This is a genomic window from Dyadobacter sp. CY326, assembly GCF_021390515.1.
In the GTDB taxonomy this organism is placed as follows: domain Bacteria; phylum Bacteroidota; class Bacteroidia; order Cytophagales; family Spirosomataceae; genus Dyadobacter.
Window position 1 is genome coordinate 625034 of the sequence record NZ_JAJUXI010000002.1, and the last position, 13052, is coordinate 638085.

13 protein-coding genes are annotated in these 13052 nt (G+C 44.4%); 12 read left to right on the top strand and 1 reads right to left on the bottom strand.

Features of this window, described 5'->3' with window-relative positions; translation table 11 throughout:
* The first annotated feature begins 174 nt into the window (after positions 1-174).
* From LZG73_RS03230 to cobA, 9 genes are all read left to right on the top strand, one after another.
* The gene (locus LZG73_RS03230) at positions 175-1344 is read left to right on the top strand and encodes a TSUP family transporter (RefSeq protein WP_233846114.1); all 1170 of its coding nucleotides are present in this window, start codon (positions 175-177) and stop codon (positions 1342-1344) included.
* A 90-nt stretch (positions 1345-1434) separates the two neighbouring features.
* On the top strand, positions 1435-2622 hold the full coding sequence (locus LZG73_RS03235; protein WP_233846115.1) for a PLP-dependent aspartate aminotransferase family protein: 1188 nt from the start codon (positions 1435-1437) through the stop codon (positions 2620-2622).
* A 24-nt stretch (positions 2623-2646) separates the two neighbouring features.
* On the top strand, positions 2647-2988 hold the full coding sequence (locus tag LZG73_RS03240; RefSeq protein WP_233846117.1) for a UPF0175 family protein: 342 nt from the start codon (positions 2647-2649) through the stop codon (positions 2986-2988).
* Positions 2985-3431, top strand: a complete 447-nt coding sequence (locus tag LZG73_RS03245; RefSeq protein WP_233846119.1) for a type II toxin-antitoxin system VapC family toxin — start codon at positions 2985-2987, stop codon at positions 3429-3431. The genes LZG73_RS03240 and LZG73_RS03245 overlap by 4 nt, the downstream gene beginning before the upstream one ends.
* A gap of 8 nt (positions 3432-3439) precedes the next feature.
* Complete coding sequence (locus LZG73_RS03250) at positions 3440-4144, top strand: phosphoadenylyl-sulfate reductase (RefSeq protein WP_233846120.1); 705 nt, start codon at positions 3440-3442, stop codon at positions 4142-4144.
* A gap of 110 nt (positions 4145-4254) precedes the next feature.
* The gene (gene cysD / locus LZG73_RS03255) at positions 4255-5208 is read left to right on the top strand and encodes a sulfate adenylyltransferase subunit CysD (RefSeq protein WP_233846122.1); all 954 of its coding nucleotides are present in this window, start codon (positions 4255-4257) and stop codon (positions 5206-5208) included.
* Positions 5209-5369: 161 nt separating this feature from the next.
* Positions 5370-6614, top strand: a complete 1245-nt coding sequence (locus LZG73_RS03260; RefSeq protein WP_233846124.1) for a sulfate adenylyltransferase subunit 1 — start codon at positions 5370-5372, stop codon at positions 6612-6614.
* Between the two features lie 13 nt (positions 6615-6627).
* Positions 6628-8856, top strand: coding sequence for a HEPN domain-containing protein (locus tag LZG73_RS03265; RefSeq protein ID WP_233846126.1), 2229 nt, complete (start codon positions 6628-6630; stop codon positions 8854-8856).
* Positions 8857-8933: 77 nt separating this feature from the next.
* The gene (gene cobA, locus LZG73_RS03270; protein WP_233846128.1) at positions 8934-9707 is read left to right on the top strand and encodes a uroporphyrinogen-III C-methyltransferase; all 774 of its coding nucleotides are present in this window, start codon (positions 8934-8936) and stop codon (positions 9705-9707) included.
* On the opposite strand, the gene LZG73_RS03275 is transcribed toward cobA, so the two are convergent.
* Positions 9704-10042, bottom strand: coding sequence for a hypothetical protein (locus tag LZG73_RS03275; protein ID WP_233846129.1), 339 nt, complete (start codon positions 10040-10042; stop codon positions 9704-9706). The genes cobA and LZG73_RS03275 overlap by 4 nt on opposite strands.
* A gap of 110 nt (positions 10043-10152) precedes the next feature.
* Between LZG73_RS03275 and LZG73_RS03280 the strand changes: the two genes are divergently transcribed.
* The 3 genes from LZG73_RS03280 (at position 10153) to LZG73_RS03290 (ending at position 13040) form a co-directional block, all read left to right on the top strand.
* Positions 10153-11052 (top strand): lysophospholipid acyltransferase family protein, encoded by a 900-nt coding sequence (locus LZG73_RS03280; protein ID WP_233846130.1) that lies wholly within the window; start codon positions 10153-10155, stop codon positions 11050-11052.
* A 100-nt stretch (positions 11053-11152) separates the two neighbouring features.
* A complete protein-coding gene (locus tag LZG73_RS03285) occupies positions 11153-12064 on the top strand; it encodes a lysophospholipid acyltransferase family protein (protein ID WP_233846131.1) in 912 nt (303 codons plus the stop codon).
* On the top strand, positions 12057-13040 hold the full coding sequence (locus LZG73_RS03290; RefSeq protein ID WP_233846132.1) for a glycosyltransferase family 9 protein: 984 nt from the start codon (positions 12057-12059) through the stop codon (positions 13038-13040). Before LZG73_RS03285 ends, LZG73_RS03290 begins: the two co-directional genes overlap by 8 nt.
* Positions 13041-13052: the final 12 nt, after the last annotated feature.

The following is a 13052-nucleotide window of genomic DNA, read 5'->3' on the forward strand; positions in this document are numbered from 1 at the left end:
TCGTGTGCATTGGTGTATTAGTGGCATTAATCATTTGCTGTAATGACACAATGCCAGTCCCTGCCGATGCCGCCAATACTACTTCAAACCAATTTTTTCCCCTTTGAAAACTAACAATTTGATCGTAAATTTGCGAACCGAAATACTCTATAATTTTTGTATACTACATAGACTTTGAAGGAAGCGGCGGATTATAAACCCTCATCTGAAACCAACTGGGAATCTCTTGATGTTGCCTACATCGCAAGTGGTGATCCTGAGGAAGATCGGCGCCTTGCGGCAATTGCCAGGGCGAAGGGACAAGTGGTTTTCCTGCGTGATATTCCCGAAGAATCCGACGTTCGTTTCAATAATGCTTCGGCCACTCCGGCACCGCGCGGTTCTCAGCAGCCACTTCCAAGGAATAATACAAAAAGGCCATTAACCTGGGAAACAATCCAGCAGAAAGTTTGGGCGGCCACCATCCGCAAAAGAACCCGCACGGAAGTTGCCGTTAACATTTTCTCAGCGATTGCGTTAATGATCGTCGGCCATTTGCTCTTCACATTCTTCACTTACGACCGGCTTACCGTTCTTTGGGACGAACTGGAATTGAATGAAGGCTTCTTTTATTATGTGCTCGGCGGCTTCGTAGCACAAATGATTGACGGCGCATTGGGCATGGCATACGGCGTTACGGCTGCCACATTTTTGCTCACATTAGGCGTGCCTCCCTCGGCAGTTAGTGCCAGCGTGCACTCTTCCGAAATATTTACCAGTGGTGTTTCGGGTTATATGCACCTTAAATTCGGCAATGTAAACAGCAAGCTTTTTGCAAAAATCCTGTTTCCAGGCGTTTTAGGCGCAATTGCCGGTGCTTATCTCCTATCTTCTTTTGAAAAATACATTTATGTCATCAAGCCATTGGTGGCAGTTTATACTTTAATTCTGGGAATTCTTATCATCCAGAAAGCGTTAAAGAAACGAGTTGAAAAGAAGCCAATGACCAAAATTGGATGGCTGGCGCTGGCAGGCGGAACGCTCGATTCGATCGGCGGCGGCGGTTGGGGGCCCATCGTAACTTCCACACTAATTGCCCGCGGACGCCACCCAAAATACACAATCGGATCGGTTAACTTGGCGGAGTTCTTTGTTTCACTCGCAAGTTCGGTTACATTCATCAGCATCATTGGATTTTCGCATTGGCAGGTCGTGTTGGGGCTCATACTCGGTGGTATGGTCGCCGCTCCGATCGCAGCAAATCTATCCAGAAAGTTACCAATCAAAACCATGATGATCATGGTTGGAACCGTTATCATCATTGTAAGTCTGAGAATTATTTACATGGTTCTCAGCGATTTGTAAAAAGACTTTATCTAAGTATGGTCGCTTAGTTTATATATTAAATTTAAAAAGCTGATCGCTCAAAAAGCCGACAGCCGAATTCAAAATATCATGAAAAAACAAACCAAAGCGATACGCACGCAAACGCCAAAAACCAAGTATCGCGAACATTCAACACCATTGTTCCTGACCAGCAGTTTCACATTTGAAAGCGCAGAACAGGGAAAAGCACTTTTTGAGGAGACCGAAGACGGAAACATTTACAGCCGTTTTTCCAACCCGACCGTGCAGGAATTTGTTGATAAGGTTTGTCTATTAGAAGATTGTGAAGATGGCGTTGCGACCGCAACGGGAATGGCGGCAGTTTTTGCGAGTATGGCTGCATTGCTGAAAAGCGGCGACCACATTATCGCAAGCCGTGCATTGTTCGGTTCTGCGCACCAGGTAATTACGCAGATTTTGAGCAAATGGGGCATTACGCACACCTATTTAGATGCGGACGCAAGCGAAGCAGACTGGGAAGCAGCAGTTCAGCCTAATTCAAGAATGGTTTATCTTGAAACGCCTTCAAATCCAGGACTTGACCTAGTGGATTTGGCAATGGTCGGAAGACTTTGCAAAAAACATAATCTGATTTTTAATGTAGACAACTGCTTTGCCTCACCAGCATTACAAGTTCCGGCGGAGTTCGGCGCTGATTTGGTTTTACACTCGGCAACGAAGTTCATGGACGGACAGGGCCGCGTTTTGGGTGGTGTTGTTGTTGGTAAAAAAGAATATATTAAGGAATTAAGATTTTTCTGTCGCCAGACCGGGCCGTCTATGTCGCCATTCAACGCTTGGGTTTTAACCAAAAGCCTTGAAACGCTTGGATTAAGAATGGACAGACATTGTTCCAATGCATTGCAGCTTGCACAAGCTTTGGAAAAACATCCGGATGTGAAGTCTGTAAGATATCCGTTCCTTGAATCGCATCCGCAGCATGAATTGGCCAAACAGCAAATGTCAGCCGGCGGCGCGATTGTTACCATTGATCTGGAAGGTGGTTTTGAAAGAGTTTCAGCATTCATGGAAGCATTGGAAATCGCTTCCCTTTCATCCAACCTGGGCGATACAAGAACTATTGTAACAAATCCCAATACAACCACACACGCCAAACTGAAACCGGAAGAGAAAAAAGCACTAGGCATCACCGAAGGCCTAATCCGCATTTCAGTAGGCCTGGAAGACATTGAGGATTTGATCGAAGACTTCACCAATGCCGTGGAGGTGTCGGTGAAAAGTGATATATTAGATTGATAAACACTTAAACATATTCATATCATGCACACATTAACAATTGAAATTCCGGAAAAGTCTGGAACGAAAGAAATTTTGCTCTCGATCGCTAGCCAGTTATATACAAAAGAAGTGCTTTCACTTAGACAAGCAGCTGATTTAGCTGGCGTGAGCTTAAATAAATTTATTATGAGCGAATTGCCGGAAAATGACCCTTTGAGGCAATGCGTAAATGCGGATGACGAGTTGACAGCTGAGGAAATTGTTCAAAAACAAATCGAAAAGCGAGGATATACCGGTGCAAATAAGGAAAGACTTGATGCATTAAGGGATTCACTTGCTATCGAAGAGCCTCTTGAACTACTTCTCTCGCAGTTAACTAAATGAAGTATGTTCTTGATACAAACGTTATTTTGGCCTACTTACGAAAACACTCGATTTGGGACCAAATAGAAAAACCGTTCGGATTGTTTGAAACTGGGACATTCATGTACATTCCATCCATTGTCCTGGGTGAATTGAAATCACTCGCTATTCAGAATAAATGGGGTGCACAAAGAAAATTGGAACTACAAGTGCTGGTAAATGAACTTGTTCCCGTAAGAACTATTACCGATGATATTATCGAGCGTTATGCAGAAATCGACGCTTTTAGCCAGGGAAGATTAAGAGAAAGACAACTGAAAGGTTCAGCAAGAAACATGGGTAAAAACGATCTTTGGATTGCTGCAACAGCCAGTGTTTTGAATGCAACTTTGATAACAACGGACAAAGACTTCGATCATTTGAATGCTGAATTTTTGAATGTCGCCCGTTTTGAATTGATATAATATTCACCATGAACAACACAATAATATCTTCTTTAAACGCGGCCATTGAAGGCAAGAGTGAGACGAAATCGCTGGCGATTCTGGCGGATCTTTTTCCTGGCGAGGTCGTTTTTTCAACCAGTTTGGGATATGAAGATCAGGTTATTACGGATTTTATTTTAAATAACAATCTGAACATTACGATTTTCACCCTGGACACAGGAAGGCTTTTCAGCGAGACTTATATGACGCTGCAAAAGACCAACAATCGTTATGATACGAAGATCAAGGTTTACTATCCGCAGACGGATTCTGTGGAGACTTTGGTAAGTACGAAAGGACCATTGAGTTTTTATGATTCTGTGGAAAACCGTAAGGAATGCTGCTTTATCCGCAAAGTGGAACCGTTGAATCGCGCGTTGAAAGGCGCAAAAATCTGGGTTACGGGCATCAGGGCAGAACAGTCGGGGAACCGTCATGATATGCCACAGCTGGAATGGGACGAGGCGCATCAGCTGGTGAAGTTCCATCCGATCTTGCATTGGTCATTTGAAGAGGTGAAGGGATATGTGAAGTCTAATGGCATTCCTTACAATCCGCTGCATGACAAAGGTTTTGTAAGCATTGGCTGCGCACCGTGCACCCGCGCGATTCAGGAAGGTGAAGATTTCCGCGCTGGACGCTGGTGGTGGGAAGATGAGTCGAAAAAAGAATGTGGTTTGCACGCTAAGTAGGCGGTCAAACATATGATAAATGCTAAGCCCAATTTTAAAAGAGTTAATAAGTAAAAACCGCATATAGCTGGCAGCCTGGCGCTTAAAGCTAAAACGCAAATTCAATAATCATGTCAATATCAGTTAAAGAAGTGTCGGATATCAGTGATCAGGAAGCGCGACGCAGTGCTCCCGATTATCTGGACCAGTTGGAGGCCGAGGCGATTTACATTATGCGTGAGGTCGCTGGCCAGTTCGAGCGCCCTGCATTGTTGTTTTCAGGAGGAAAAGATTCTATCACATTGGTTAGACTGGCTCAAAAGGCCTTTGCGCCTGGAAAAATCCCTTTTCCATTGGTGCACGTGGATACCGGACACAATTTTATTGAAGCAATAAATTACCGCGACGAACTGGCTGAGAAAATCGGCGCAAAACTGGTCGTTCGCTATGTAGAAGATACGATTAAAGCAAAAGGCCTGAAAGAACAAACTGGCAAAAATGCGAGCCGTAACTGGTTGCAGACCTTCACTTTGCTGGATACAATTGAAGAATTTGAATTTGATGCCTGCATTGGCGGAGCACGTCGTGATGAAGAAAAAGCACGCGCAAAAGAACGCATTTTCTCATTCCGTGACGAATTCGGCCAGTGGGACCCAAAACGTCAGCGTCCCGAACTTTGGAACTTGTTTAACGGCAGAATCCATAAAGGCGAAAACGTACGCGTTTTCCCAATTTCAAACTGGACCGAACTTGACGTTTGGGCCTATTTAAAAAGAGAAAACATCACATTACCATCCATTTATTTCGCCCACGAGCGTGAATTGATTTTGAGAGATGGCAAATTGCTGAACAATACGCCGGTTATCGAACCTGATGAGTACGATCAAATCGTAAAACGCCAAGTCCGTTTCCGTACAGTTGGCGATATGACCTGCACAGCAGCCGTAGAATCCAGCGCAGCGACATTAGACGAGGTTATTGCCGAAATCACCGTTTCAAGAATCAGTGAAAGAGGCGAAACGCGTATTGATGATCAGCAGACGGAAGCAGCTATGGAAGATCGGAAAAAGGGGGGGTACTTTTAAGGTAACGTGGTGCTGCCCTTCGACCGCCCGGCGGCCCGCTCCGCTCAGGGTGACAGGGCAAAAGAGCGTTACACTCAGGGTGACATCCTTCGGCTCCGCTCAGGATGACAATCTACATCACATTCAGTCATTCACTCATTCAATCATTCAAAATTAATAAGGTGGATTTACTAAGATTTATAACAGCAGGTTCCGTGGACGATGGCAAGAGCACATTGATCGGACGCTTGCTTTACGATACGAAAAATATATTGGCAGATCAGATGGAGGCCATTGAGCGTGCTAGTAAAAGCCGTAATGTGGGGGAAATCGATTTGGCTTTGCTTACGGATGGCCTTCGTTCGGAGCGTGAGCAAGGCATTACTATTGATGTTGCTTACAAATATTTTCAAACGCCTAACCGCAAGTTTATTAGCATTGATGCGCCGGGACACATTCAGTATACCAGAAATATGGTTACGGGTGCTTCTAACGCAGATTTGGCGATTATTTTGGTGGATGCGCGTCATGGTGTTGTTGAACAAACCCGCCGTCATTCGCTGATCGCTTCCATGCTGGGCATTCCGCATGTAATTGTGGCGATTAACAAAATGGATCTGGTTGGAAATTCAGAAGATGCGTTTTTGGAGATTGCAAAATCTTATCAGGAACTGGCTTCTAAGTTGAACATTAAGGACTTGACGCTGATCCCGGTTAGTGCTTTGAACGGCGATAACATTGTTGACAGATCGGTTAACATGCCTTGGTATACTGGCGAAACATTGCTTTCTGTTTTGGAAAATGTTAATGTTTTGAAAGATCAAAATCAGGAAGATGGCCGTTTTTCGGTTCAATATGTGATCCGCCCTCAGACGGATGAGTTGCATGATTACCGTGGATATGCGGGTCGCGTGCAAAGTGGAACATTCAAAAAAGGGGATTTGGTGAAAATTCTTCCTTCTGAAACTGAATCTAAAATCGCAAAGATTGAATTCGGCGGAAACGAAATAGAGGAAGCCTCTGTTTTGGAATCAGTTACGATCCTGTTGGAAGACGACGTTGACATTAGCCGCGGCGACACCATTGTTTCATTGAGCAGTTCGCCCATCGTGAGCCAGGATATTGAGGCGCTGATTTGTTGGATGGACGACAAAAAGACATTGAAAGCAGGCAACAAATATGTGTTACAGCATGGAACAGCGAGATCGAGATGTTCCATCCGCGACATTGAATACCAAATTGACATCAATTCATACGAAAAGCTGGACGAAGTGGACAGTTTGAAATTAAATGATGTCGCAAGAATTATACTAAGAACAGCCCAGCCAATCGCCTACGATCCATATCAGAAAAACCGCGCTAACGGCGCAGCGATCCTGATCGACGAAACGTCAAATGTGACCGTAGGAGCTTGCATGATCGAATAAAGAAATTATCACCATGAGCGAAATATTGATTTCTGACAAAGTATCGGCTGCTGCGAAGCGCGATATCATTGATTTGAACCAAAAAATCAATGCATTTAACACGGGCGAAACACCCGAAGAAGCATTCCGTAAGTTCAGGCTTACACGCGGTGTTTATGGCCAGCGCCAGCCCGGCGTGCAAATGATCCGCATCAAGCTGCCTTACGGACGCATCACAGCGGACCAGCTTGTCAGGATCGCGGATACTTCCGACAAATTTGCAACCGGAAACCTACACGCAACTACGCGTCAGGACATTCAGCTGCACTTTGTAAAGCTTTCGGATTCACCGCAATTATGGGCGGATCTGGAAGATGCGGGCATTACATTGAAAGAGGCTTGCGGAAACACAATTCGCAATGTTACAGCTTCTTCGGTGGCCGGAATTGATCCGGATGAGCCGTTTGATGTAACACCGATCACGCATTCCATATTCACATATTTCCTCCGCAACCCGATCAATCAGGATATGGGACGGAAGTTTAAAATTGCCGTTTCTTCTTCTGAAAAAGATTCAGCATTAGCGTTCATTCATGACGTGGGTCTTATAGCCAAAATGGGCTTAAACGAAGCGGGCGAGACTGTTAAAGGTTTTAAAGTGCTTATTGGCGGCGGATTAGGCGCGCAGCCTTTTTCTGCCCAAACTGCATTTGAATTTCTGGAAGAAGATAAAGTCATTCCATTTATAGAAGCATTGCTTCGCGTTTTCGACCGTTATGGCGAACGCGTTCGTCGTCATAAGGCGCGTATGAAGTTCCTCTTGGCCGATATTGGACTGGAAGAAATGATGGCTAGGGTTGAAGAACAACGCATTGCGCTTAAAAATAAAGTCTTTACCATTCCCGAAGATTTGTTTGGAACCAAGGCAGCGGAATCGATCAACTACGCACCACGCCCATCTTTATCGGAAGCAGAGATTCTGAACATTGCTTCTCAAAGCATTGAAGCGGACAAGCTTGATATTTTTACTAGATGGTTGAGAACCAACACTTTTGAACAAAAACAGAAAGGCTGGTTTGCTGTTCAATTGCGTGTTTTGCTAGGCGATATGCATTCGGATACAGCGCGCGCGCTGGCAAACATCGTTCGTCAATATGCTGCCGATGACATTCGGGTGACGGTAAATCAAGGTTATATTCTTCGTTTTGTGAAAGGCGAAGACTTGGTTGCCCTCTATCACGAGCTTGCGAAGCTAGGCCTCGCCGCACCGGGTTTTGACAGCACAATGGACATTACAACCTGCCCGGGAACGGACACTTGTAACCTCGCCATTTCAAGCAGTTACGGAATCACGCGCGTGTTGGAAGATGTAATGCGTGATGAATTCCCTGAAATGATTTACAATCAGGATATTAAGATTAAGATTAGCGGTTGTATGAATGGCTGTGGCCAGCATAATGCTTCTAACATTGGTTTTCATGGAAGTTCAATTAAGAACGGCAAGCTGGTTCTTCCTGCATTGCAGGTTTTGCTCGGCGGTGGTTTCTCTGGCGACGGCATTGGCTTAATTGGCGATAAAGTAATCAAAGTTCCGACCAAACGCGGCCCGGAAGTTTTGCGAACGCTTTTCAATGATTTTGAAACAAATGCTTACGATGGTGAATATTACAACCAATATTACCAACGCCAGACCAAAAATTACTTCTTCCAATTGCTGAAACCGATTGCAGACCTAACCACTTTGCAAGACGACGATTACCGCGATTGGGACCACGACGAATTGTTCAAAACCGAGATCGGGGTTGGAGAATGTGCGAGTGTGCTGGTGGATCTTGTAGCGACGACCATTACAGAAGGACAGGAAAAATTGAATCTTGCCAAAGAAAATTACGAGTCAGGAATTTGGGCGGATGCGATTTACCATGCTTATAATGTGTTGATCACCGGCGCAAAAGGTTTGTTAATGACCAAAGATGTGACGCTGAACACGCAATATGGCATTATTAACGATTTTGAAACGCATTTTGGCCAGGATTTCAAATACAATTCCCCGGCAGCATTTACGCCTGAGGACAAGTCGGAAACGCCTTTCCGATCGTTGGCTTTCAGCATTAACAAATTTGAGCCGACGCAGGAATTTGCGACATATTTCCTGAGCACGGCAGAGCAATTTTTAAATTTTGTCCGCGATACACGCGAAGCGCAATTAGTGGAAACTGGCGAGCCCGTTCTGCAAGAATTGTCATTCGGAAAAGATAGTTAAATGACTCTCAGCTCCGGCTGTTGGTGATCGGCCATAATGCTTGACTGCCAACAGCCGGAAGCCGAAGTCTCTACAATATGAAACTTACACTCATTGGTGCCGGGCCAGGCGATCCTGACCTGATCACTTTGAAAGGGGTTAAGGCGTTACAAAAAGCCAAAGTTGTTCTTTACGACTCCCTCGCCCACCCTTCCCTGCTCGATTTTTGTCCAAAAGATTGTGTTAAGATTCTCGTGGGCAAGCGTTTTGGGAAAACAAGCTGCGCCCAGGACGATATTAATGCATTAATCGTCGAAAACGCCCGCATTTACGGGGAAGTCGTTCGCCTGAAAGGTGGCGATTCCTTTATTTTTGGCAGGGGTTATGAAGAGATTCTTTATGCTGCCCAGCATGGCATTGAATCGGAAGTTATCCCAGGCATTTCGAGCAGTTACGCAGCTCCCGCATTAGCTGGTATTCCATTGACTTCAAGAGGGTTAAGTGAAAGTTTCTGGATCATTACAGGAACCACAAAAAACCACGCACTTTCGACGGACATTCTGCTTGCAGCGCAATCCACGGCCACAGTTGTGATATTGATGGGCTTGCACAAGTTGCAGGAGATCGTTGCCATTTATGCATCATTGGACAAAATGGACGAATCCATTTCAATTATCCAGAACGGAACATTGGAACAACAGAAAGTCGTAACTGGCAAAATAAGCAACATTGCAGCGCTGGCGCAAGTCAGTGAAATTGCCTCTCCGGCAGTGATTGTGATTGGTAAAGTGGCTGCTTTGCCAGATTTGAGCTATAAAGAAATTGAAGCATTGATTCAACAGGGAGGGTCCGTTGCGAGCGAAGTGAATTAAAGCAGACTGAGAATCCAGTTGATATCAATCAGGCTTTCTTTGCCTCGAAATTCAAGAAAATAAATAATTCCCGCCAGCACCGCATAGCTGATAAACAACCATTTTTTCTTCATTTCATATTGATCGTGGTGATGAAAATAATCATACACCATAGAAGCGGTAAACCCAAAAATCATCATTGCAAACGACAATAAGCCACAATCCTGGCGATAATGCGTGTACGTGTGCAAGGCCGGAGCGCCTAGAACAAGATACATAAGCCACATCCCAAATCCCACCCGATACAAATACACGCTCAGGCGGCGATCGTTTTTTATGTCAAATATTCCTTCCAATGAGTCGTTATTTACCGGGTACAAAACATTGAATTTAATAAAATAGACCTAGAAAAACCAGTTTTTCGCATACATAAATATATATACGTATTATTGCAAAAAATGTTTGCATGCAGTCAATAGTCTCAAAGTTTCTTTTTTTATTACTAAATCAGGTTTCGGCATTATCTTGGAAAAATGCGTTCAGGTTGTCTGACTTTTTGCGCTGGTCAATTTTTAGCGTCGGTCGTTATCGAAAGGAAGTCATTCGTCAAAACCTCAAAAACAGCTTTCCTGAGAAGAGTGACGAAGAACTGTCCTGCATTGCCAAAGATTTTCAGCTGCATTTTACAGATCTCATTGTAGAAACGATCAAGTTTCGCACCGCCAGCCCCGAATGTGTTCGGGAGCGTCTGCAAGGCGATATCAGCGTCATGGATAAGTTTTATAATGATAAAACCAACATTATTTATCTCATGGGCCACCGCGGCAACTGGGAACTTGCTAACCTCTTTTCTTCGCTTTGTTTCAAACACGAGTGCATTGTCGTTTACCGACCGCTGCAAAATAGAGCTTCTGACCAATGGTTTTTAGACCTTCGGACACGCTTTGGCGCAAAGCTGGTTCCTATGGATTGTATTTTTAAAGAATTACAAAAACCGCGGGACAAACCCTATTGCGTCGTGCTAGCCAATGATCAGTCGCCCAATCCTAAAACTGCCTTTTGGACACACTTTCTGCATCAGGATACGGGTGTTTTCAGAGGCGTTGAAACAATCGCGCGCCGTTACAACCTGACGGTTTTATATGCCGACTTTTGCAAAGTGCCCAATAAAAGAGGTTACTATCACGTGGACATTTCCACCATCACGGAATGTCCAAAAGAGGTTCAAAACAATGCTATTCTGGATAAGCAATTGCGAATTTTGGAGAAGGACATTGAACAGCAGCCGCATAACTGGCTTTGGAGCCACAGACGCTGGAAACACAAGCGCCCGGAGTGCCTGAAACCGGAGCAAACTTTGGCCTAGATTTCGCTAAATACCGGATTTATAAGTCTTCGGAAAGTGCTTTTCCGAGGAACTAAATGATTTAAAAAATCGGTTTTTTCACTGCATAAGACTCAACGCAATGAAAAACCTCTCCACCCGATTATTACTGTCAATCCTGACAGCAATATCGAGGCTCTCCTGGAAGAAATTGTACAAACTTTCCGATATTTTTCGCTTTCTCATCTTCGACATTGGCCATTACAGGCGGGAAGTCATCCTCACCAATTTGAAAAACAGTTTCCCGGGTTACGATCAAAATGTCATTGAATGCATTGCCCGCAGATATTACCGAAACTTTACGGATATTATTTTTGAAACCATTAAACTCAGATCCATTTCGAGGAGCGATTTGCTGAACCGGTTTGATTTGGAAACCGATTTGCTCGACCATTATTATGCGCAGCAGAAAAACGTCGTTGTGATGTCGGGGCACCTGGGCAACTGGGAAATGCTCAACTTATTTGCTTCTGCCAAATTATCCTACCAAATTGTGGTCGTTTACCACGAGCTGGCTAACGACATTTTCGAGGATTGGTTTAAAAAAGTAAGGACCAAGTTCGGGACGGAAATGGTTCCTATGAAGGAAGCAATGGTCCGCGCGATGGCGCCGCGGGAAAAACCGTTCCTTTTTGTGTTGGTCAATGACCAGTCACCGAGTCCGGAAAAGGCTTATTGGACCAAATTCCTGAATCAAGACACGGGAATTTTTAGAGGCGGTGAACTCATTGCCAAGCGGCTGAATGCGCCGGTTTTATACATGGGGATCGCACGGGATGAGCGAAGGAGAGGATTTTACCGCTCCTATTTCAAGCTGATCACCGAAGAACCGAAAAAAGAACCGGCCAATCACATCCTTCAAAGCCAGATCGAATTCCTGGAAGAAGACATTAAACGCCAGCCTGACAACTGGCTTTGGAGCCACAGACGGTGGAAACATGCCAAGCCGCAAAACCTGTTGCCATTTCAATTACGACAAATAAAAAGTGAATAAACCTGTTAAAATCCTGATCCTACGCTTTTCTTCCATTGGTGACATTGTGCTTACCACGCCGGTGATCAGGTGTTTGAAACAACAGGCGAATGCTGAAATTCACTATTTTACCAAATCAAAATTTCATTTCCTGCTCGCCGACAATCCTTATGTCGACAAAATATGGCTGCTGGACAAAGACATTGATCCCATTCTGAAACAGCTTAAAGCAGAAAAATTTGACTACATCATTGACCTTCACGCCAACATCCGCACGCTGCGCATCAAGCTGGGGCTGGGCGTAAAAGCGTTCAGTTTTGATAAATTGAATGTTCAAAAATGGCTGCTTACCACATTTAAGATCAATTATCTGCCCGATGTCCACATTGTAGATCGCTATATGGACACACTTAAACCGTTGCAAGTCAGCAATGACGGCAAAGGGCTCGACTATTTCGTTCCATATAAAGACAATGTTGAAATCGGCTGGCTGCCCGTGACCCATCAGGGAAAGTTCGCTGCTTATGCAATTGGCGGTCAGCACAATACGAAGAAGTTACCAGTGCCGAGAATGATAGAGCTTTGCAGGAGAATCAATTTTCCCATTGTTTTACTCGGCGGAAAAGAAGATTTTGATGCGGGAGAAGCGATCAGGTTGGCCATTGGCGATCATCTTATTTTAAACACCTGCGGGAAATATAATTTCAATCAATCCGCATCTTTAATAGAAAAATCGCTGATCGTCTTCACGCACGACACGGGTTTAATGCACGTTGCGGCGGCGTTTAAAAAGAAAGTCTATTCAATTTGGGGAAACACAATCCCGGGTTTTGGCATGTATCCATATAAAACGGCATTCGAAGTTCTCGAAAATAATAATCTCAAATGCCGGCCCTGCTCAAAAATCGGCCATAAGGAATGTCCGCAAAAACACTTCAAATGCATGAACGAGCTTTCCTTTGCATTTACAATAAAAGAACTCCCAGAGGAGAAATAGTGTTAAAATTTC

Excerpts from the sequence above, each read along its gene's own strand:
- LZG73_RS03235 (WP_233846115.1), top strand. The coding sequence starts at position 1,435 with ATGAAAAAACAAACCAAAGCGATACGCACGCAAACGCCAAAAACCAAG.
- LZG73_RS03240 (WP_233846117.1), top strand. The coding sequence starts at position 2,647 with ATGCACACATTAACAATTGAAATTCCGGAAAAGTCTGGAACGAAAGAA.
- LZG73_RS03245 (WP_233846119.1), top strand. The coding sequence starts at position 2,985 with ATGAAGTATGTTCTTGATACAAACGTTATTTTGGCCTACTTACGAAAA.
- LZG73_RS03250 (WP_233846120.1), top strand. The coding sequence starts at position 3,440 with ATGAACAACACAATAATATCTTCTTTAAACGCGGCCATTGAAGGCAAG.
- cysD (WP_233846122.1), top strand. The coding sequence starts at position 4,255 with ATGTCAATATCAGTTAAAGAAGTGTCGGATATCAGTGATCAGGAAGCG.
- LZG73_RS03265 (WP_233846126.1), top strand. The coding sequence starts at position 6,628 with ATGAGCGAAATATTGATTTCTGACAAAGTATCGGCTGCTGCGAAGCGC.
- cobA (WP_233846128.1), top strand. The coding sequence starts at position 8,934 with ATGAAACTTACACTCATTGGTGCCGGGCCAGGCGATCCTGACCTGATC.
- LZG73_RS03280 (WP_233846130.1), top strand. The coding sequence starts at position 10,153 with ATGCAGTCAATAGTCTCAAAGTTTCTTTTTTTATTACTAAATCAGGTT.
- LZG73_RS03285 (WP_233846131.1), top strand. The coding sequence starts at position 11,153 with ATGAAAAACCTCTCCACCCGATTATTACTGTCAATCCTGACAGCAATA.